Source organism: Acinetobacter sp. BHS4 (assembly GCF_018454425.1).
GTDB classification, from domain to species: Bacteria; Pseudomonadota; Gammaproteobacteria; order Pseudomonadales; family Moraxellaceae; genus Acinetobacter; species Acinetobacter pittii.
The window spans coordinates 2,153,036-2,173,022 of record NZ_CP075323.1 but is presented as its reverse complement, the minus strand read 5'-3'; the positions used below and the strand labels follow the sequence as shown (position 1 = coordinate 2,173,022).

Below are 19,987 nucleotides of genomic sequence, written 5' to 3'. Positions count from 1 at the left end.
TATAAATAACCCTGATATTTACAGCGAGGTTTTAGTCATGTATATCCCTGATGATTTTGCAGAAAACCGTTTGGATGTGTTGCATTCTATTATTGCAGAACATCCATTTGGAGTGCTTTTTACTCATGGAAGTAATGGCTTAGATGCAAATCATCTTCCATTTGAGTTGCAGGAAAATGAAGGGGAATTTGGCATGCTACATGCCCATGTGTCACGAAATAATTCTGTTTGGCAGGACATTAAAAATGGAGATGAGGTACTCGTCGTGTTTCAAGCAGGCAATGCTTATATTTCACCAAACTGGTATCCATCCAAACATGAACAGCACAGACAAGTACCGACGTGGAACTATAGGGTTGTGCATGCTTATGGCAAAGTGACAATTCGAGATGATGAGCGTTATGTTCGTGGTGTAGTGGCTCGTTTAACCCGTACCCATGAAGCATCTCAACCTGAACCATGGAAAATGTCCGATGCACCAAAGGACTATCTTGAACCAATGTTAAAGGTGATTGTGGGAATAGAAATTGAGATTACCAAGCTACAAGGCAAATCAAAACTTGGGCAAAACAAAGAACGTCGAGACATTTTGGGCGCGGCAGATGGCCTATCGAAATCTGGTCATCAAACTATAGCGAATGCCATGTACAGTGTGGCTGAGTTAAATAAATAATTTTGAAAATATAAAAGCTTAATATCAATTGAGGAGATAAAGATGTCTTTGACTACACCTGTTGAGTTGCTAGGTGAACACGTTATTTTAAAGCCGTTAGATGTAACTCAAGCTGAAGCGCTCAAAGAGGCCGTTTGCGATGGGGAACTCTATAATCTTTGGTATACCCGTGTGCCAAGACCTGAACAGATGACTGCTGAAATTGAAAGACGTCTTGATTTGCAAAAATCTGGCTCTATGTTGCCATTTTATATTGAAGACCGAAAAACGGGGCGAGCGCTGGGCATGACAACTTTAATGCATATTGAAGAAGCCCATCGCCGTGTAGAAATTGGCTCAACATGGTATCGAAAGTCTGCACAACGTACGCCTGTAAATACTGAATGTAAAAAGCTATTGTTGGCTCATGCATTTGAGACTTTAAACTGTATTGCGGTTGAGTTACGCACATCTTCTTTAAATGTTCAAAGTCAAGCCGCGATTGTACGCTTAGGTGCAAAACTCGATGGTGTGCTAAGAAGTCATCAAATTGTGAAAGATGATATTTTGCGGGACACTCATGTTTATAGCATTTTGAAACATGAGTGGCCTGCGGTCCGTCAAAATCTAGAATGGCTATTGAGCAAACCGCGTTAAAAAGAATTTAAACAAACTGCTTTTCTCTTTTTTGGCTCTGCCAGAAGAGAGAAGCTGCAGCAATCACCAACCATGGTATTAACGCGATATTCATTGCTTTCCAGCCAAATAAATCGAGTAAAGCACCTGCACTAAACGAACAAATCAAACCGACAACAAAAACGGTCATATCGTTAATGGCTTGGGCCTTGGCTTTTTCAGCCACGGCATAGGTTCCTGTGAGTAAAGAAGTACTGCCAATAAATAAAAAGTTCCAACCCACGCCTAATAAAATTAAAGAAATAGCAAAAGATGCGAACTGACTACCTGAGAGAGCAAACCCAATGTAGCAAGTAAATAATAAAAGACCTGCAAACATGATTTTAAGCACACCAAATCGAGCGATTAAATGTCCAGTAAAGAATGAGGGTAAAAACATACCAAGTACATGTAGTTGAATGACTGTCGTAATTGACCCAAGTTCATGGTGTGAATGTCGCATGGCAATGGGTGTTGCGGTCATACCTAAAATCATAATGCCATAACCTGTGACGGCACCAAACAGAGCAACTAAATAGGTCGGTTGAAAGACAATCTGTTGCCATGGACGACCAGCAGTAAAGTCAGACTTTTGCTCAACTGTATTGGCAATATGTAGGCTAGATAAAATGCCCATTGCCACAAGTGAAATGATACTAATAATTAAAAATGAACCGATATATTCTAAATGTTGAAATAATGGGCCACCAAAGCGCGCCAAAGTCGGACCAATCAGTGCGGCAACAATTCCACCTGCCATAACCCAAGAAATAGCACGTGAACGGAACGCATCATCTGCTACTTCACTGGCAGCAAAACGATAAAACTGAGCAAAGGATTGGTAGACTCCGACACATAACGTGCCTAAGGCTAAGAAAGTAAGTGAACTATAAAAGATACCAATGGCGGCAATAATACCGCCAATTACACCTAAAAAAGCGCCGAAAAGAAAACCCTTACGCCGTCCCACATGTGCCATCAACATTGATGCAGGGAACATCATTAAAGCTGTACCCAAAAACATAGATGCGATGGGTAAAGTTGCTAGTATCGGTGTGTTAGAAATATTTGCCCCAGCCAAACCACCAATCGTCATGACCATGATCGATACGGTTTGGTAAAGTGACTGAGAACTCGCCAAAATAAGAACTTGGCGATGCATCGTATTTTGAAGCATGAGAGCCTTTAATTATATGTGTTAATCGATGAGTCTGGGTGCTGAGTTTTTATATAGGAAGAAAGTATCAACAGCTCAGCTTGAAAATGTTGAGATGTTCTTGGCGGTAGTTATAACAATATTTCTTTGGCATAAACTATTTTTTATCAAGTAATTGCAGCTGAATAATCGGACTTAATATTCTATCATCTGATAGTTTAATACAAAACAATCGAAGCCCCCCAATTTTTCTAAATAAGTCTATTTTCTCAAATTCTTTTTCAGCCACCTTAAAATAAATCATTAACCTGAGGTTAATAACCATTGATGTAGGTTGATTGATCAAAATTCCATAAAGCGTTTTTATAGATTCAGAACAAAACTGCGATCTATAGGTAAGCACATGGAAGGATCAGTTCAGAATAAAGAACGGTTATGGACAAAACGGCGTCATGCCAAACAACTAAAACTAGAGATGGCAAACCAATATACCGATGGTGTGGTGATTCCAACTCAAGACATTATTAAAGTTTTGGAAACCTTGATTACTCCGGGTGACAGAGTTGTACTCGAAGGAAATAACCAAAAACAGGCTGATTTTTTATCGCGCTCTTTGGCTCAAACCAATCCAGATATTTTGCATGATTTGCATATGATCATGCCAAGCGTAGGGCGTTCGGAACATCTTGATCTGTTTGAAAAAGGCATTGCGCGTAAGCTCGATTTTTCTTTTGCTGGCCCGCAAAGTTTACGCATTAGTCAGTTAATTGAAGATGGTTTACTAGAGATTGGTGCGATTCATACCTATATCGAACTATATTCACGTTTGGTAGTCGACCTCATTCCAAATGTGGTGCTCTCAGCGGGCTTTATGGCAGACCGCCAAGGCAATATCTATACAGGGCCAAGTACTGAAGATTCTCCGGCACTGATTGAACCTGCCGCTTTTAGTGACGGTATTGTGATTGTTCAGGTCAATGAATTGGTCGATGACGTCTCAGAGTTACCCCGTGTCGATATTCCTGCTTCTTGGGTGGATTATGTGGTGGTCGCAGATCAGCCATTTTATATCGAACCGTTATTTACTCGTGACCCGAAACATATCAAGCCAGTGCATGTGCTCATGGCGATGATGGCAATTCGCGGAATTTATGAAAAGCATAATGTGCAATCGTTAAACCATGGTATTGGTTTTAACACTGCGGCAATTGAACTGATTTTACCGACCTATGGTGAATCTTTAGGTTTAAAAGGAAAAATCTGCCGAAACTGGACTCTGAATCCGCATCCAACCTTAATTCCAGCAATTGAAACGGGATGGGTTGAAAGCGTGCATTGTTTTGGTACTGAACTCGGTATGGAAAAATATGTTGCTGCTCGTCCCGACGTGTTCTTTACAGGTCGTGATGGCGCTTTACGCTCCAACCGTATGATGTGTCAGCTTGCAGGTCAGTACGCCGTTGACTTGTTTATTGGCGCAACTTTGCAAGTTGATGGCATGGGCCATTCTTCGACTGTTACTAAAGGTCGTTTAGCTGGTTTCGGTGGCGCACCAAACATGGGGCATGATCCACGGGGACGTCGTCACGATACGCCAGCATGGCTAGATATGCGTTTACAAGGTGCCAGTGAAACTGAAACCTATTTGGCACGTGGTAAAAAGCTAGTTGTACAAATGGTGGAAACCTTCCAAGAGGGTGGCAAGCCAACTTTTGTAGATCGTCTTGATGCGATTGATGTGGCTAAAATGGCAGGCTTACCTTTAGCCCCGATCATGATTTATGGCGATGATGTGACCCATTTACTCACCGAAGAAGGCATTGCTTATCTATATAAAGCAAGCAGCCAAGAAGAACGTCAAGCCATGATTGCTGCGGTGGCAGGTGTGACCAGTATTGGTTTAACTCAAGATCCGAAAACAACAGCACGTTTAAGACGTGAAGGTCTGGTGGTATTTCCTGAAGACTTAGGTATTCGCTGCACCGATGCAACACGTGAGCTTTTAGCTGCAAAAAATATTGCCGACTTGGTGACATGGTCAGATGGTTTATATCAACCACCTGCAAAATTTAGGAGTTGGTAATGATGGCACAAGTTCAATATCAAGCACTTAGCGATAGTCAGATTTTGGCAAGTTTAGCAGTCGAAGCGTTAATTGATGAAGTTAATCTGACACCGAAACCAGCTTTGGTTGATCGTCGCGGCAGTGGTGCACACAATGACCTGACTTTTGAATTAATGGAGCGCTCTGCGAAAAGTTTAGGGCCCATGTTTGAAGCGATGGCTCAAGCTGCAAAGCATCATGGAAAAGTCTGTTTGGCCTTGCGTGAAGACATTGGCGAAATTGGTCGCCAAGGTGAAAAGACCATGATGTTGGCAACAGATGGTGTTAACACACACCGCGGTGCAATTTGGGCCTTGGGTTTAATGGTTACGGCAGCAGCATTGGCGCGCACCAATCAACAATATTTATCGGCTGTTGAACTATGCCAGTTAGCAGGTCAGATTGCTCAGCTTGAAGATCGTTTTATTCCAAAGCAGACCTTGAGTCATGGTCAGCAAGTCCAAAAGAAATTAGGCATCTTAGGTGCCAAAGAACAGGCTCAACAAGGTTTTCCAACTATTGTGAATTTTGGTTTAAAGCAGCTTTACCAAAGTCGTAGTAAACCAATGAAAGAAGAGTTCGCTCGCTTAGATGCCTTACTTGCCATGATGACCAACCTGACCGATACCTGTGTGCTTTATCGCTCTGGAACAAATGGCTTAAAGCGTATGCAACAAGGTGCTCAGCAAGTGCTCGATTTGGGCGGTAGCTCAAGCTTAGAAGGTCGACGTGCTTTGCATCTTTTAGAGATTGATCTGCTTCGGATGAAAGCTTCCGCTGGTGGTGCCGCAGATTTGTTGGCAACAACACTGTTTATAGATCGTGCTCAGCAGTCATCTTTAAAAAATAAAGAGGGATTTTGATGATGGAAACACTTCATTTTGAATTTGTGGCTACAGAGCCACCAATAAAAAAAGCGTTGGTAGGATGTGTTGGCTCGGGTGATTTAGAAATTTTGATGGAACCTGGTGAAACAGGAAAAGCTTCTATTCAGGTAGTGACTTCGGTAGATGGCAGTGCAGCGCGTTGGCACAATCTTTTTGAACGGATTTTTACCGCTCAAATACCGCCAGCGGTCAATATTGATATTCATGACTTTGGTGCAACTCCCGGTGTCGTTCGCTTACGTCTAGAACAAGCATTGGAGGAAATTGCTCATGACTGATATTCAGAGTTTGTTAAATAAACAAGATTTTATTGAACTCAGCGCCAGAGAGCGTGCCAAAGCGCTATTAGATGAAGGGACTTTTCGAGAGTTACTTGACCCATTTGCACGTGTTATGTCGCCTTGGCTCGTTAAGCAAAATATTGTCCCGCAAGCCGATGATGGTGTAGTGATTGTAAAAGGATCTATTCAAGAATGCCCAGTGGTTTTAATTTCTATTGAAGGCTTATTTCAAGGCGGAAGTTTAGGCGAGGTAGGCGGAGCTAAAATTGCGGGTGCCTTAGAACTTGCAGTTGAAGACAATCTGAAAGGGATTCCAACAGCGGCAATTTTACTTTTGGAAACAGGTGGTGTTCGCTTACAAGAAGCAAATCTGGGTTTAGCTGCAATTGCTGAAATTCAGGCTGCAATTGTGAACTTACGTCAGTATCAACCTGTGATTGCAGTCGTTGCTGGCAGTGTAGGGTGCTTCGGCGGTATGTCAATTGCGGCTGGCCTATGTAGCTATATTGTAATGACACAAGAGGGACGTTTAGGCTTAAATGGCCCGCAAGTGATCGAACAAGAAGCTGGCGTGCAAGAATATAACTCCAAAGATCGTCCATTTATATGGAGTATTACTGGTGGTAATCAGCGTTTCACTAGTGGTTTGGCAGATGCTTATGTTGACGATGATCGCCAGAAAATTCGTGAGCAAGTCATCGATTATTTAATTCAAGGCGTGCCTCAGCAGCATCGTAGTTCAAACTACTCATTCTATTTAGCGAAGCTACAACAAGTCGATACTGCTGAGCAAATTACCCCAGCACAGGTTCAAGCTTTGTATCAAGGAGAGCAAGCATGAATATCGCCGTTGATACATTAAAAGCATCTACTCGTGGTGCACATTGGTTTAAAGCACTGACACAAGGCTTTAAGACAGTTGAAGGTTTTCCAGCTTCTGTTTGGGTGGCTGATGGTCAGATTGATCAGCAAGCAGTACGTGTGATTGCAGTTGTCCAAGACAGCAATAATCTGTTCCCACGGGCAAAACAAGGTGAAGTTGGACTGCTGGAAGGCTGGAATTTAGCAAAAGCGGTTGATGACATTATTCAAGCCGATACAGATGCGGAAACTAAACGCGGCATTTTATGTTTGGTTGATGTTCCAAGTCAGGCTTATGGACGCCGTGAAGAATTATTAGGTATTCATCAAGCTTTAGCGGGTGCAGTAGATAGCTATGCTAGAGCCAGATTGGCAGGTCATCCTATTGTGAGTTTATTGGTTGGTAAGTCGATGTCGGGTGCTTTTCTGGCGCATGGATACCAAGCCAATCGTATTATTGCCTTAAAAGATTCAGGTGTTATGGTGCATGCGATGGGTAAGGAATCTGCTGCACGCGTTACCTTACGATCGGTTGATGAGTTAGAGCAATTGGCATCAAGCATTCCGCCAATGGCTTATGATATTGAAAGTTATGCCACGCTTGGTTTGTTATCTGAACTGTTATCTGTTGAAAATCCTGAACAACCGACAACCGATGATCTTTTGTTAGCGAAGCAGGTGATCGCTCAAGCGTTTAAAGAAATTAATGCTGATCAATCTAGAGGATTGGAACAAAGACTTCACGGCCAAAACCGTCAAATGTCTAAAAAAGTCCGTGAATTATTGCGTGAGCAATGGTCATGAAACTTAAGTTCGAAGCCCATGATTTACTGTGGGGTATGACGGTCGATTGCTTGGCCGATGATGCTCCACTTTGGGTGAAACAAGTATTGCTACGAGGCGATCCTGTTGTGGTTCGGCGTGCAATCAGTCCTGTAAATCAGGTGGCTGTGGGTGTAAGAGGGCAATTTCGCTATCAACGATATGCAGCTCAAATGCCACGATCTGCAATTAGCAAACAGCTTAAGCCAGAAGCTCTGACTCACGTAGATAAGCAACAGTTTGAGCACTTGGCAGAACGTTTACAGAGCATTTCCAGCATCATGAAAAACTTTTCAGAATGCTGGGGATATACAGGAAGTTTTGGGTTTGAACTGGCAACGGGCATTAAAACAGTAACTGAGCAAAGTGACATAGATTTATTGATTCGAGCTGAACAGCCTTTTGCCAAAAAGCAGGCAGTTGAGTTACTCGAAAATTTTCAGCAAGCCGGGCTGAATGTGGATATACAGCTTCAACTTCCACAAGGTGGGTTGGCGTTAAAAGAATGGGCTAGGAACAGTGGAAAAGTTCTATTGAAACGTCCTGAGGGTGCTGTTTTAGTAGAAAACCCATGGAATTAGGGAATAGATATCATGGCTTCAATTTGGGTATATCCGGGACAAGGTGTGCAACGAAGCAATATGCTGCACGACTTACCTCAAAACGCTCTAGTTAAAGAATACCTTGAGCGTGCATCGGATGCACTCAAAGAAGATGTCTTGATGCTAGATAGCCCGGCTGCATTGCAGTCGACACGTGCAGTACAGCTTTGTTTACTGATTTCAGGTGTGGTGAGTTCAGCTTTATTAACAGCGGAAAACTTAACACCTGATTATGTAGCGGGTCTATCAATTGGCGCATGGTCGGCTGCGGTTGTAGCAGGAGTTTTAGCCTTTGAGGATGCCGTTCGTTTGGTTGCCTATCGAGGTGAACTCATGCAAAACGCCTATCCAACAGGCTATGGCATGATGGCCCTAATTGGTACAGACTGTGCAGCTGTTGAAACATGGGTCAAACAAATTTATGAAATAACGCCAGAGGTGTTTGTCGCAAATATTAATGCATATAACCAGATCGTTATTTCAGGAGGCTTTGAAGCCATGAACCAAGTTGCTGTTTTGGCAAAGCAACAAGGCGTGGTGGCAAAAAAATTAGATGTATCGGTGCCATCGCACTGTGAATTATTAAGTCAGCAAGCAAAGCAACTTGCAGCGTCTATGGAGGGAGTGACTTTAAAGCAGCCTAAAATACGATATTTAAGTGGTACAACGGCTCGTACGCTTAGCAGGCCAGAACAGATTGGTGATGACTTGGCTTTTAATATGAGTCGAACTATAGATTGGGAAAGTACCATCCAAGCTGCATGGGAGCGAGGTGTGAGGTTACAGATCGAAGCTTTGCCGGGAACGGTACTTACTACACTTGCACATCGAACGTTTAAAGAAGGAACTGTATTGTCATTTCAGGGAACACGTTTAGACAGCATTCAATTGGCAATGCAAAACGAAAATAATGCTTCTTTGTAATTACAATACAAATTAAAAATTGAGTAATAACCCAAGGATATGAGGGATTTACAATGATTATTTATGGAACAGCAATATTAGCGATCTGCCATTTATTAGGTGACTATCTTGGCAACACCTTAGGCATGGTATTAGGCGTTAAAGCCAATGTCGGTGGAGTGGCTATTTCGATGATTCTGTTAATCTTATCTAAAGAGTTATTGGCAAAAAAAGGTTACTTACCTCAAGTCACACAATTTGGCGTCTTGTATTGGTCAGGTATGTATATTCCGATCGTAGTTGCGATGTCAGCAGGTCAAAATGTGGTTGCCGCTTTATCAGGGGGCATGTTAGGACTGATTGTCTCTATTGCATCGTTAATCGGCACGGTTTTAGTCATCCGTTATTTAAATAGAATTAGTGGCGACTATGAAACCTATGAATGGACGATAGAATCCAAGGAAAAAATAGCCTAAGCAACATAAACTACAAAAAGTTCAATCAAAAAGGATTTAAATGATGGACGCTATAATTGCTGTGTTATCAAAAAATGCATTAGTTACTGCTCTTGCCGTAACGGGTTTAATGATGTTCGTTTCCCATCTACTCTCAAAATATTTGACGAAGGGAAAATTACAAAGTTCTGCAATCGCGATTACTTTAGGTTTGGTTGTTGCTTACTTCGCAGGGGTTTATACGCAAGGAACCAAAGGCGTTTCTGACATCGCTATTTTTTCTGGTTTTGCGCTGTTGGGCGGAGCCATGATTCGTGATTTAGCGATTGCTTCAACTGCATTTGAAGTTGATGTGAAAGAAGTGAAGAAAGCAGGCAAAATTGGTCTAATTGCATTAATGCTTGGTTGTGTTGTGCCTTTTGCAATTGGGGTTATGGTTGCATGGGTTATGGGCTATCGAGATCCAATTTCGATGACAACAATCGGTGCAGGCGCAATGACTTATATTGTAGGTCCAATTACTGGCACTGCAATTGGCGCGAGTTCTGATGTCATCGCACTTTCTATTGCAATTGGTTTAATCAAGTCAGTTTTCTTTATGGTCGGTACGCCGCTGCTTGCTAAATTTATGTATCTAAAAAGTCCACGCTCTGCCATGGTCTTTGGCGGTTTGGCAGGAACAACCAGTGGTACAGCTGCGGGATTGGCAGGTACAGATGTACGATTGGTACCTTATGGCGCTTTAGTTGCAACCTTCTATACAGGACTAGGGTGCTTACTTGGACCTTCTGTCTTTTTCTTAACGGTTAATGCGATTTTTGGATAAATTTTTGAAAATCCTATAACGGCAACTCATTATTCTTTAATAAGTTGCCGATATTTATCTTTTAAAATTAGAGGCAAACATTCGACATTCAGCAATCAGAGCAAGTAAGTTTGGGTCGCGTTCTTTACTTTTTAAAAAGACCAGACCAATTTCTTGCTGCATATGATATTGCTGTTTTAGTGGAATAAGTTTAACTGAACTTTCATAAACCGCAGAAATACGGCCGGGTAATAGTGCAAAACCTACGCCTGAGCTGACCATACTAATTAGGGTAAAGATATCATTGACTTGTAAAGCAACTTTAGGTGAAAAACCAGCTTTTTTAAAAATGATGTCGCTGTCGTTATGAGTTGCAAAACCCTTAGTTAAAGTTAAAAAAGTTTCTTCTTTTAAAAGGCTTAAATCAATATTTTTAAAATCGGCATATTTTGAATCTTTATTAACTGCCAGAAAAATGTCGTCTGAAAACATCGGCAAAATTTCAAATTTATCATCTTGAGTGGTTTCATTTAAAGCAACGATAATGGCATCCAGCTCAGTTGCTTTAAGCTTTTTCACCAAGTCCTGATTTGAACTCAGCAACAGCTGAATATCAAGCTCACTACGTCTGAGCTTAAGACCGCTAATCACATTTGGAATTGTGTTTACTGTCAAAGAATAAAGAGAACCTAAATGTAAAACCTTAGCTGCAAAGCCAGCGGCTTCTCTGGTTTTATTTACGGTGATAAAGATATCTTGTACGATTTTTTGTGCGCGTTCTTCAAAGACATAAGCACTTTTTAAAGGAATGAGGTTACGGCCTTCATTTTTAAAAAGAGGGCAACGTAAAGCGCTTTCTAAAGAGTGTAAGGCTTTATGAACACTGACATTACTTAACTGCATTTCTGTGGCTGTTTTAGACAAATTTCCACAGCGCATGAAAGCCAAAAAAATCTGTATTTTTTTAAGGGTGAGTTCTTCATCAATTTCCATATTAATCCTTTGAACCTGTTTCCCTATAAAACTATAGATTTGAGCTATAAAGTTACCACAAAATAAAGTCTATAAAATTGTGCTTAGGTCGAAGCATTTCTTTAGAGGCTTGCTTCAACTCTTTGTTGAATGGTTTTAATAACCTGATTTAATGCGCTTTGAATTTTAGTGTTCCATTCAAAAGAACAGTTAATTCTCAAATAATGCTGCTGTGCAGGTAAAACACTAAACAGAGGGCTTGGCGCAACGCCAATATCTTGCTGAATCAACTCTTCATAAACTTGCATACTGTCTAACGTACTAGGGAGTTTGATCCATAGAAAATAGCCACTTGGGTAGTAATACACTTCGCAAGAGCTCGGTAAATGCTGCTTTAAATAGTGATAAAACTGCTTTTTATAACGCTCAAGTGAAAGTCTAAGTGTACGCAAGTGCTTTTCATAATGATGATGAGACAAAAACTCAACCAATGCATTTTGAATGAGAGCATTTACTGAAATGGTGCTCATGAGTTGCAAGTGTTGAATATGATCTGAAAATTTACCCGCATAGACCCAACCAACCCGAAAACCTGCACCTAATGTTTTAGAAAAAGAAGAGCAGTGAAGCACCAGATTTTGTTGGTCAAAATACTTCATTGAAAGTGGTTTTTGGCCACCATAAAAAAGCTCTTCATACACATCATCTTCAATTAAATAGATTTGATGTTCGTGAAGCAACTTAGCAATTTTATATTTAATGTCATCACTGACTGTAAAACCAATCGGGTTATGGGCATTCAGCATGAGCCAGCACACCTTGATTGGATATGTTTGAATGACCTGTTCAAAAGCTTCTAAGTCAAAACCATGCTGAGGATGTTCAGGAATGGTAATCACTTTAAGCCCTAAACGCTCGGCGGCTTGCCAAGCCCCATAAAACACAGTTTGCTGTAATAAAATATAATCGCCGGGTTGAGCGACAGCTTGTAGCGAAAGGTTCAATGCATCTAAACCTCCAGATGTAATGACAATGTCATCTGGATCAGTCTGTATGCCTTGCATACAGTAGCGCTGAGCAATCAGTTTTCTTAAGGCTAAATTGCCTGGCGGTAGGCTCGTGGTCTGGTCATAACTTTGTCTTTGGCGCGCAAGTTGCCCCATAATTTGAATGAGTTTGGGGGCTGTTAAAAGCTGACTGTCTGGAAAAGCTGAACCAAAAGGTACGACGGACTCGTGTTGGATTGACTTAAGATATTTAAAAACTAATGAATTAATTTCAATTTTAGAGTTCAGTGAAACAACTGAATATTGCTCGAGTGGCTTTAGTGCAATTTGCTCGGCAACAAAGTATCCAGATTTTTCTTTTGAATAGATCAGACCTTGTGATTCAAGCTCCTGATAAGCATTCATTACGGTCATTAAACTAAAGCCAGAGCGTTGTACCTGATCTCTCAATGACGGTAATTTTTCATGCGCACTTAAAGTGCCACTTTCAATGAGTTGGCGAATGCTATGAGCGAGTTGTTCTGATTTATACATGTATGAGCTGCACGAAATAAAAAAAGATGCACTGAATCAATAATAAATGCCGTTTGCAGAATCTACAAACGGCATTTGTTTAGAAAGTTGGAATTACTTTAAGTAAGGGGCTGCATAAATCAATATCACTTTAAACAAACCCGCAATCACAGCTAAGGCTAAAAAACCACCGAGCCATAGTAGAATAAACCATTGGGTTTGATTGAGTTTAACTGATGACTTTTTCATAAAACCCTCCATACTTAATGATAGCCTTCATCACCTACACGGACTTTGTCTCTAAATACCCAGTAAGACACAATGGTGTAAGCAATAATGATTGGAATCAAAATAAGCGCACCGACCAGAGCAAACATTTGGCTTGAATGAGGTGCTGCAGCCTGCCAGATGGTGACTGATGGCGGAATAATATAAGGCCATAAACTAATTACAAAACCAGTAAATGCAAGGAAAACGAGGGCCAATGTATATGCAAATGGTTTGAGGTCATGATCCTGTTTTTTACATGCCGATAAAATCAGACCAACAAACAATAAGACCAAAATAGGCACAGGGCTAAAATAGAACAGATTTGGTAAAGAGAACCAGCGATCTGCAATTTCAGGATGAGTCAACGGCGTATATAAACTTACGCCACCAAAAATAATGAGCAGTGCAATAATCAGCTTTGGCATAAGCTCATACATACGTTGCTGCAAACCTTTTTCGGTTTTTAAAATAAGCCATCCACAGCCTAAAGTGGCATACATGGCAACTACGCCAACACCTGTAAAGATCGTAAACGGGGAAAGCCAATCAAAAGACCCACCAGCAAAAATACCATTTTCGGTTTTAATCCCTTGAATATAAGCACCCAAAATAATCCCTTGAAGAAAGCTGGTTAAAACTGAACCCCAAATAAAAGCTAAGTCCCAAAGGTGTTTGGTTCGATGAGCTTTAAAACGGAATTCAAAAGCAACTCCACGGAAAATCAGGGCAATGACCATGAAAATGATCGGTAAATATAGTGCTGATAAAACTGTTGAATAGACCAGTGGGAATGCTGCGTATAGACCAGCACCACCGAGAACCATCCACGTTTCGTTACCATCCCAGACAGGAGCCACGGTATTCATCATCACGTCACGTTCTTGGCTGTTCTTAATGAAGGGGAACATAATTCCGATTCCTAAGTCGAAGCCATCCATGACCACATAAATCATGACACCTAAACCGATAATACCGACCCATATTAAAGAAAGATCAATCATGACGGTTCTCCCCAGATTTTTGATTATCGTCAATGTTTTCATCGACAGCACTGAGTGGACGCATTGGTGTTTTAAAGTGTCCAACACCACCAGATTCAATAGTTGGTGTATCGATAAATACAGGGCCTTTATTAATTAGTTTTAAGGTGTAGTAGATACCGCTACCAAAAACGATGGTATAGACCACCACAAAAATAAACAGGCTCAGTCCGACCTGATCTGCGGAAACCGTATGTGAAAGTCCATCTTTAGTTCGCATAATGCCGTACACCACCCATGGCTGACGGCCAACCTCAGTGGTTACCCAGCCTGCAAGTAATGCAACATAACCTGCTGGGCCCATTAATAAAGCAAATTTGTGGAACCAAGATGTTTCATAGAGTTTCCCGCGTTTACGTAACCAAAGCGCAATTAAAGATAGAGTGACCATGAGTACACCAAGACCCACCATCACACGGAAGCTCCAGAAAACAATCGTTGAATTTGGACGATCTTCAGGTGCGAAATCTTTTAAGCCTGTCACTTGGCCATCTAAGCTATGCGTTAAAATTAGGCTACCCAAATAAGGAACACCCACTTCGAAGTGGTTACGTTCTTCTTTCATATCTGGAATTGCAAATAGCAATAATGGCATCGGCTCATTGTGATTGGTTTCCCAGTGTCCTTCCATTGCTGCAAGTTTGGCTGGTTGATGTTCACGGGTGTTTAAACCGTGGTTATCGCCAATTACCACTTGTAAACATGAAGTCACAAGCACCATCCAGAGACCCATCGAGAACGATTTTTTCACCAATTCATCACGACGGCCTTTTACTAAATGCCATGCAGATGTTCCGACGACCAATAATGATGAAACCAAAAAGGCGGCAGCACCCATGTGGGCAAAGCGGTAAGGGAAGGATGGGTTAAAGACAATTGCAAACCAGTCTTTTGGCACAATAATGCCATTTTCGATGGCAAAGCCTTGAGGTGTCTGCATCCAACTATTTGAAGATAGAATCCAGAACATGGAAATACATGTTCCGATGGCAACCATAAGTGTTGCGAAGAAATGGGCTCGAGGACCAACACGTCCCCAACCAAATAACATAATGCCTAAGAAACCTGCTTCTAAGAAGAAGGCACTCAAGACTTCATAGGTAAGTAAAGGGCCAGTAATACTTCCGGCGACACGTGAAAATTCACTCCAGTTCGTACCGAACTGGTAACTCATGACCACGCCCGAGACCACACCCATACCAAAGGCAACGGCAAAGATCTTAATCCAGTATTTAAATAGATCTTTATAAATCGGGTTTTGGGTTCTTAACCATTTCCATTCTAACACTGCTAAAAAGCACGCAAGACCGATGGAGGTGGCCGGAAAAATAATATGGAAGGATACTGTAAAAGCAAATTGTATTCGCGCTAATTCTAGAGCGGTTAGACCGAGGCTCATAAACTTTCCCCCTGTAAACTAGCTGATGATGGTTAAATGAGTTAAATACTTATTTTCAGGCAACAAAGTATTCTGACGATTAAACTTGCATCTGTGATAAATGTTCTTAGCAAGTAAAATGCCAACAGGGTTAAGCAATATAATTGCTTGATATTTCAAGAGAATAGACTGATTGATTGTTCTCAATCTATTAATAAAGTTTATGCTTGATGTTGCATTTGTAAAAAAGCATGTTGCATTGAAACATTGATGAAATATCTGGCGATATGCAATAGATCGTCTCATGAAAACTACCTACCTTAAGAAGTTTCCTTAATCATGCACTTACTATTTTTGTATATGTAGATACAGAAATTTTTCATAAAACTATAACAGTCTGCAGCAGACATGAGGTGTGCTATAGTTTTTTTTCAATTATCTGTAGCTATGTATCCATTCTTCAAAAGTCCAAAATAAATGAACAAGATTTACGAATGGCCAAAATCACTCTTCAAAATACAGTGAATGCGACTTTGGGTAATAAGTGCAGAATAATTTCTTCTTTTTTATTCCCTTGTTGTTTTGCGTGAGGTCTGGTTGTTACGTAGGTTATTAAAGACCTGATTTAAGTGTAGCTCTTCTAAAATAGCTTGGATGTTAAAAAATGTTTATTACTTCTCAACTCAATGTCCTGCATAAAATTATTAAAAATCAGCCTATTCCTGTATCTATATTGGCTCAATTAGAGCAAACCTACGTTAATTTTGAAGCTACTTTATTAAGAGCGAAAGTACTCAGAGACTTTTCTAAATCTGAAACTGTATATTTAATTCAATCTCATATTGAGGCACAGCAAAGTAGTGTGGCCTATCTATTTTCACCATTTATTTTTGCTAACTTAAACAAGGCCGCTATTTATACAACGCCTGCAACTGCGCCTGTGCTTTCTATTCTTAATAAATATTACCAAGCTGAAAAGAAAGTACTCTTTAAAGTAGATGACGTTTTAGAAAGTCTAAAAATTTATATAGATTTGGAACTTGCAGAGCTTAATGAAGTCGAATTTATTTATCTAAGCTTAATCAAGGCACTATGCCGAAGTGATCTCTCTACCGTTTTTTTAATTACGAGTTTAGAGATAGATGTCGAGCATTTAAAAGCATTGGAGCAATTTTTAAAAGTCAAAATTTATTGGATTAAAACCACAAAAGATGATGACTTAAAAAACCTAAATAGCTTAGAAATGCGGAAATTATTATTCAAAAATAAAGATGAAACTTATGTCAAATTATGCGCGAAATTTGCTCAAATGAACGCAGAGTTGGTAGGGCTGTGTGACACTTTCACGACATCTCAAATGACACATTTAATTGATGATATGTTTTATTCGGAGCATATTTTCGAAAAATTATCTGTCTATTCAGAATATATACAAACACTTCTGCAAAGCCAGCAGAGCATTAGACAAAAAGAGCTATCTTAGGGCTTGAGAGATGAGCTTTTTATGTTTGTGCTTGGGGGGCTTATATAAAGAATGAATACAGTTATAAAAAAATAATCGTTTTCATGTGAAATAAATATTTTATGGTAAAAGCAAAGCAATTATTGGTTTTACTTACATGACAAATTTAAATTTTGAGCATCATCTCGGTTCACTAACGCATGCAGCACTTAGTCAGGCTTCAATCATTTCTCGCGTGTGGGGAGAAGGGCCTTCAGAACGTTATGATGAGTTGGCAAAAAATTTCAGACCAACTTTTGCCCGTATTAAAGAAGGGGCTTTAATTCGTGAGCAACAGCATATTTTGCCCTATGAACAACTTCAGTGGCTTAAAGATATTGGTTTTACACGGTTAAGACTTCCCAAAGCTCAGGGGGGCTTTGATGCAACCATTCCTGAACTATTTGCATTGCTCATTGAACTTGCCGAGGCCGATTCAAACTTACCGCAAGCTTTGCGTGTACATTTTGGTTTCACTGAAGATGTCTTGGTAAGTAAAGACAAAGCGTTTCAACAGCGTTGGCTTAGCCGAATTGCAAATGGGGAAACAGTCGGTAGTGCATGGTCTGAAGGTGGGAAAGAGTCAATTGATCAGTTCGAAACTCATTTGTATCGAGACAGTGAAGGAAAAATTCGCGTTAAGGGTAAAAAATATTACACCACAGGGAGTCTATATGCAGACTGGGTGGATGTTGGTGTAACAGATTTAAAGGGTGAGTCTGGCTCCGTTGTTGTTCGCCGTGAAGATGAAGGTGTCGAAATTGTTGATGACTGGAATGGCTTTGGTCAGCAACTCACCGCGAGTGGTACAGCATATTTCCATGATGTGTTGGTCGATGAAACTGAAATTTTACCTGATGATGACCGTTTTAAATATTCAGCGGCTTACTACCAACTGGTTCAACTCGCAATCATTACAGGTCTAGGACGTGCTGCAACCTATGATGTTTCTCAAGCTGTTGCTAAACGTACCCGAAACTACACGCATGCAAATGCTCAATTTGTAAAACAGGATCCGCAAATTTTACAAGTCGTAGGTCAAATCCGTGGCGCGGCTTACAGTGCAGGAGCGATTGTTGAAAAAGTTGCACAAAGCTTGCAACGTGCTTATTTGGCTGCATTTCAAAATAATGAGCAGCTTGAAGAAGAGCAAAATGCACTTGCCGAACTTGAAAGTGCGCAGTCTCAAACGGTCATTACCGATCTAATTTTAAATGCTTCTACAATTTTATTTGATGCTTTAGGTGCTTCTGCAACAGACAAAGATTTAGGCCTAGATCGATACTGGCGTAATGTACGAACTTTATCTTCACATAACCCGAGAGTATTTAAAAATCGAATTGTCGGTGATTTTAGTGTGAACGGCACATTACCACCGTATCAATGGCGAATAGGGAATGTTGATAAACAATAAATTATAGTTTTAGATATTAAGCTGCTATTTTTAGCGGCTTAATATTATTTTGATTATTAAAATTAAATTATAAAAATCTATTAGAATAAAATCATATTTTGTTTGGGGTATATATTATAAAGAAAATGTAAAAATTGCTTTAGTATAAAAATTAAATAAAATGCTGGTTGATATTTTATGACTAAGAAAATTAGTTTTAATGCTTTTGAAATGAATTGTATTGCCCACCAATCTCCTGGATTATGGCGACATCCTCAAGATCGATCTGTTGAATATAAAGATTTAGAATATTGGACAGATTTAGCACAAATTCTTGAGCGTGGTTTTTTTGACGGTATTTTTATTGCAGATGTGCTTGGTATTTATGACGTTTATCATCAAAGTGCTGAACATGCCTTAACCGGTGCAGTACAAGTTCCGGTCAATGATCCGCTACAGATTGTGCCAGCGATGGCCGCAGTCACCAAGCATTTGGGCTTTGGTGTCACAACTTCGATTTCCTTTGAACATCCTTATCCTTTTGCTAGGCGTATTAGCACGCTAGACCATTTAACCAAAGGGCGAGTGGGTTGGAATATCGTGACGTCTTATTTGGAAAGTGGTTCGAAAAACTTGGGCCTGAAAACTCAGGTCAATCATGACAATCGTTATGATATTGCTGATGAATACTTAGAAGTCCTTTACAAACTTTGGGAAGGTTCTTGGGAAGAAGGTTCGGTACTTCGTGACCGTGAAAGCGGTATCTTTGCTGACCATAAAAAAGTGCATCCAATTCAGCACGAAGGTAAATACTTTACTGTACCGGGCATCCATATTTGTGAACCATCACCGCAAAGAACACCAGTACTTTACCAAGCAGGTGCATCTTCACGCGGGCAGAAGTTTGCCAGTCAAAATGCCGAGTGCGTATTCATAGCGGCGCCGTCTAAAATTGCCACTAAAAAAGTGGTACAGGGCATTCGCCAAAAATTGGCTCAAGAAGGCCGCGACCCGTACTCAGTTAAAATTTATGCACTTTTGTCGATTGTCACTGATGAAACCGATGCAAAAGCACAGGCTAAGTTTAAAGAATATCAAACCTATGGAAGCTACGATGGCGCTTTAACATTGCTATCTGGCTGGTCGGGTGTTGATTTTTCACAATATCAACCCACCGATAAAGTTGAATATATTCAAACCAACGCCATTCAATCTTTATTAGATTCTTATGTAAATGCAGATCCAGAGCGTGTTTGGACCATTGAAGAAATTGCAAACTGGAACAGCTTAGGCGGTAATGGGCCTGTGTTAGTGGGTTCGGGAGAAACCGTTTCGGATGCTCTACAGCAATGGGTTGAAGATACAGATGTCGATGGCTTTAACCTTGCCTATATTTTGGCGCATCAAACCTTTGCCGATGTAGTTGAGTTTATTGTGCCAGAGTTGCAAAAACGAGGGGTATATCAAACCTCTTATGCACAAGGAACATTAAGAGAAAAATTATTTGGTGCCGGGCCATATTTGCCTGAAAATCACCGCGGTGCAAAATATCGTAATCTAAAAGAGTTAAAACTTGCTGAGGCGAGTTAATATTTTAGGAAGCCTTTAAATAAATAGCTGGTTAAATACCAGCTTTTATTTTGTCTTTTTATATCGGTTTTATTGCTGAGTTAATAATGAAAAGATAATTCTATAATTTAGATTAAAACA

The 19,987-nt window shown here is 40.4% G+C and carries 20 protein-coding genes; 14 read left to right on the top strand and 6 right to left on the bottom strand.

Going from position 1 to position 19,987, the window contains the following annotated elements; genetic code table 11:
* Positions 1-37: 37 nt before the first annotated feature.
* Complete coding sequence (locus KIP84_RS10385; protein WP_068929585.1) at positions 38-673, top strand: FMN-binding negative transcriptional regulator; 636 nt, start codon at positions 38-40, stop codon at positions 671-673.
* A gap of 42 nt (positions 674-715) precedes the next feature.
* A complete protein-coding gene (locus tag KIP84_RS10380; protein ID WP_000060332.1) occupies positions 716-1,309 on the top strand; it encodes a GNAT family protein in 594 nt (197 codons plus the stop codon).
* A 7-nt stretch (positions 1,310-1,316) separates the two neighbouring features.
* On the opposite strand, the gene KIP84_RS10375 is transcribed toward KIP84_RS10380, so the two are convergent.
* Entirely contained in the window at positions 1,317-2,504 is a 1,188-nt protein-coding gene (locus KIP84_RS10375) for an MFS transporter (RefSeq protein ID WP_213688414.1), read from the bottom strand.
* Positions 2,505-2,886: 382 nt separating this feature from the next.
* On the opposite strand from KIP84_RS10375, the gene mdcA reads away from it, so the two are divergent.
* From mdcA to madM, 9 genes are read left to right on the top strand one after another with little or no spacing between them, the layout of a single operon-like run.
* Complete coding sequence (gene mdcA / locus KIP84_RS10370; RefSeq protein ID WP_213688413.1) at positions 2,887-4,566, top strand: malonate decarboxylase subunit alpha; 1,680 nt, start codon at positions 2,887-2,889, stop codon at positions 4,564-4,566.
* Positions 4,566-5,450 (top strand): triphosphoribosyl-dephospho-CoA synthase, encoded by an 885-nt coding sequence (locus tag KIP84_RS10365; RefSeq protein WP_213688412.1) that lies wholly within the window; start codon positions 4,566-4,568, stop codon positions 5,448-5,450. Before mdcA ends, KIP84_RS10365 begins: the two co-directional genes overlap by 1 nt.
* Positions 5,451-5,452: 2 nt before the next feature.
* On the top strand, positions 5,453-5,752 hold the full coding sequence (locus tag KIP84_RS10360) for a malonate decarboxylase subunit delta (protein WP_126645657.1): 300 nt from the start codon (positions 5,453-5,455) through the stop codon (positions 5,750-5,752).
* Entirely contained in the window at positions 5,745-6,596 is an 852-nt protein-coding gene (locus KIP84_RS10355; protein WP_213688411.1) for a biotin-independent malonate decarboxylase subunit beta, read from the top strand. Before KIP84_RS10360 ends, KIP84_RS10355 begins: the two co-directional genes overlap by 8 nt.
* Positions 6,593-7,420 carry a biotin-independent malonate decarboxylase subunit gamma gene (gene mdcE / locus KIP84_RS10350; RefSeq protein ID WP_213688410.1) on the top strand — a complete coding sequence of 276 codons (828 nt, stop codon included), beginning with the start codon at positions 6,593-6,595 and terminating at the stop codon, positions 7,418-7,420. Before KIP84_RS10355 ends, mdcE begins: the two co-directional genes overlap by 4 nt.
* A complete protein-coding gene (locus tag KIP84_RS10345) occupies positions 7,411-8,019 on the top strand; it encodes a malonate decarboxylase holo-ACP synthase (RefSeq protein WP_213688409.1) in 609 nt (202 codons plus the stop codon). Before mdcE ends, KIP84_RS10345 begins: the two co-directional genes overlap by 10 nt.
* 12 nt (positions 8,020-8,031) lie before the next feature.
* Positions 8,032-8,964 carry a malonate decarboxylase subunit epsilon gene (gene mdcH, locus KIP84_RS10340; protein WP_213688408.1) on the top strand — a complete coding sequence of 311 codons (933 nt, stop codon included), beginning with the start codon at positions 8,032-8,034 and terminating at the stop codon, positions 8,962-8,964.
* A 53-nt stretch (positions 8,965-9,017) separates the two neighbouring features.
* Positions 9,018-9,419, top strand: coding sequence for a malonate transporter subunit MadL (gene madL, locus KIP84_RS10335; RefSeq protein ID WP_002114391.1), 402 nt, complete (start codon positions 9,018-9,020; stop codon positions 9,417-9,419).
* 43 nt (positions 9,420-9,462) lie between these two features.
* Positions 9,463-10,224: a malonate transporter subunit MadM gene (madM, locus tag KIP84_RS10330; RefSeq protein ID WP_002114328.1), complete on the top strand. Its 762-nt coding sequence runs from the start codon at positions 9,463-9,465 to the stop codon at positions 10,222-10,224.
* Between the two features lie 54 nt (positions 10,225-10,278).
* On the opposite strand, the gene KIP84_RS10325 is transcribed toward madM, so the two are convergent.
* The 5 genes from KIP84_RS10325 to KIP84_RS10305 form a co-directional block, all read right to left on the bottom strand.
* On the bottom strand, positions 10,279-11,196 hold the full coding sequence (locus tag KIP84_RS10325) for a LysR family transcriptional regulator (protein WP_213688407.1): 918 nt from the start codon (positions 11,194-11,196) through the stop codon (positions 10,279-10,281).
* A gap of 101 nt (positions 11,197-11,297) precedes the next feature.
* Complete coding sequence (locus KIP84_RS10320) at positions 11,298-12,716, bottom strand: PLP-dependent aminotransferase family protein (protein ID WP_213688406.1); 1,419 nt, start codon at positions 12,714-12,716, stop codon at positions 11,298-11,300.
* A 93-nt stretch (positions 12,717-12,809) separates the two neighbouring features.
* Complete coding sequence (locus tag KIP84_RS10315) at positions 12,810-12,944, bottom strand: hypothetical protein (RefSeq protein WP_000749813.1); 135 nt, start codon at positions 12,942-12,944, stop codon at positions 12,810-12,812.
* A 14-nt stretch (positions 12,945-12,958) separates the two neighbouring features.
* Positions 12,959-13,966 carry a cytochrome d ubiquinol oxidase subunit II gene (cydB, locus tag KIP84_RS10310; protein WP_086376588.1) on the bottom strand — a complete coding sequence of 336 codons (1,008 nt, stop codon included), beginning with the start codon at positions 13,964-13,966 and terminating at the stop codon, positions 12,959-12,961.
* The gene (locus KIP84_RS10305; protein ID WP_213688405.1) at positions 13,959-15,404 is read right to left on the bottom strand and encodes a cytochrome ubiquinol oxidase subunit I; all 1,446 of its coding nucleotides are present in this window, start codon (positions 15,402-15,404) and stop codon (positions 13,959-13,961) included. The genes cydB and KIP84_RS10305 overlap by 8 nt, the downstream gene beginning before the upstream one ends.
* Positions 15,405-16,047: 643 nt before the next feature.
* Here KIP84_RS10305 and KIP84_RS10300 point away from each other — a divergent pair.
* The 3 genes from KIP84_RS10300 (at position 16,048) to KIP84_RS10290 (ending at position 19,867) form a co-directional block, all read left to right on the top strand.
* Entirely contained in the window at positions 16,048-16,866 is an 819-nt protein-coding gene (locus KIP84_RS10300) for a hypothetical protein (protein WP_087400512.1), read from the top strand.
* Positions 16,867-17,002: 136 nt separating this feature from the next.
* Positions 17,003-18,298: an acyl-CoA dehydrogenase family protein gene (locus KIP84_RS10295; RefSeq protein ID WP_213688404.1), complete on the top strand. Its 1,296-nt coding sequence runs from the start codon at positions 17,003-17,005 to the stop codon at positions 18,296-18,298.
* A 177-nt stretch (positions 18,299-18,475) separates the two neighbouring features.
* Complete coding sequence (locus tag KIP84_RS10290) at positions 18,476-19,867, top strand: LLM class flavin-dependent oxidoreductase (protein WP_213688403.1); 1,392 nt, start codon at positions 18,476-18,478, stop codon at positions 19,865-19,867.
* Positions 19,868-19,987 lie beyond the last annotated feature (120 nt).

Excerpts from the sequence above, each read along its gene's own strand:
- KIP84_RS10385 (WP_068929585.1), top strand. The coding sequence starts at position 38 with ATGTATATCCCTGATGATTTTGCAGAAAACCGTTTGGATGTGTTGCAT.
- KIP84_RS10380 (WP_000060332.1), top strand. The coding sequence starts at position 716 with ATGTCTTTGACTACACCTGTTGAGTTGCTAGGTGAACACGTTATTTTA.
- KIP84_RS10375 (WP_213688414.1), bottom strand. The coding sequence starts at position 2,504 with ATGCTTCAAAATACGATGCATCGCCAAGTTCTTATTTTGGCGAGTTCT.
- mdcA (WP_213688413.1), top strand. The coding sequence starts at position 2,887 with ATGGAAGGATCAGTTCAGAATAAAGAACGGTTATGGACAAAACGGCGT.
- KIP84_RS10365 (WP_213688412.1), top strand. The coding sequence starts at position 4,566 with ATGATGGCACAAGTTCAATATCAAGCACTTAGCGATAGTCAGATTTTG.
- KIP84_RS10360 (WP_126645657.1), top strand. The coding sequence starts at position 5,453 with ATGGAAACACTTCATTTTGAATTTGTGGCTACAGAGCCACCAATAAAA.
- KIP84_RS10355 (WP_213688411.1), top strand. The coding sequence starts at position 5,745 with ATGACTGATATTCAGAGTTTGTTAAATAAACAAGATTTTATTGAACTC.
- mdcE (WP_213688410.1), top strand. The coding sequence starts at position 6,593 with ATGAATATCGCCGTTGATACATTAAAAGCATCTACTCGTGGTGCACAT.
- KIP84_RS10345 (WP_213688409.1), top strand. The coding sequence starts at position 7,411 with ATGGTCATGAAACTTAAGTTCGAAGCCCATGATTTACTGTGGGGTATG.
- mdcH (WP_213688408.1), top strand. The coding sequence starts at position 8,032 with ATGGCTTCAATTTGGGTATATCCGGGACAAGGTGTGCAACGAAGCAAT.
- madL (WP_002114391.1), top strand. The coding sequence starts at position 9,018 with ATGATTATTTATGGAACAGCAATATTAGCGATCTGCCATTTATTAGGT.
- madM (WP_002114328.1), top strand. The coding sequence starts at position 9,463 with ATGGACGCTATAATTGCTGTGTTATCAAAAAATGCATTAGTTACTGCT.
- KIP84_RS10325 (WP_213688407.1), bottom strand. The coding sequence starts at position 11,196 with ATGGAAATTGATGAAGAACTCACCCTTAAAAAAATACAGATTTTTTTG.
- KIP84_RS10320 (WP_213688406.1), bottom strand. The coding sequence starts at position 12,716 with ATGTATAAATCAGAACAACTCGCTCATAGCATTCGCCAACTCATTGAA.
- KIP84_RS10315 (WP_000749813.1), bottom strand. The coding sequence starts at position 12,944 with ATGAAAAAGTCATCAGTTAAACTCAATCAAACCCAATGGTTTATTCTA.
- cydB (WP_086376588.1), bottom strand. The coding sequence starts at position 13,966 with ATGATTGATCTTTCTTTAATATGGGTCGGTATTATCGGTTTAGGTGTC.
- KIP84_RS10305 (WP_213688405.1), bottom strand. The coding sequence starts at position 15,404 with ATGAGCCTCGGTCTAACCGCTCTAGAATTAGCGCGAATACAATTTGCT.
- KIP84_RS10300 (WP_087400512.1), top strand. The coding sequence starts at position 16,048 with ATGTTTATTACTTCTCAACTCAATGTCCTGCATAAAATTATTAAAAAT.
- KIP84_RS10295 (WP_213688404.1), top strand. The coding sequence starts at position 17,003 with ATGACAAATTTAAATTTTGAGCATCATCTCGGTTCACTAACGCATGCA.
- KIP84_RS10290 (WP_213688403.1), top strand. The coding sequence starts at position 18,476 with ATGACTAAGAAAATTAGTTTTAATGCTTTTGAAATGAATTGTATTGCC.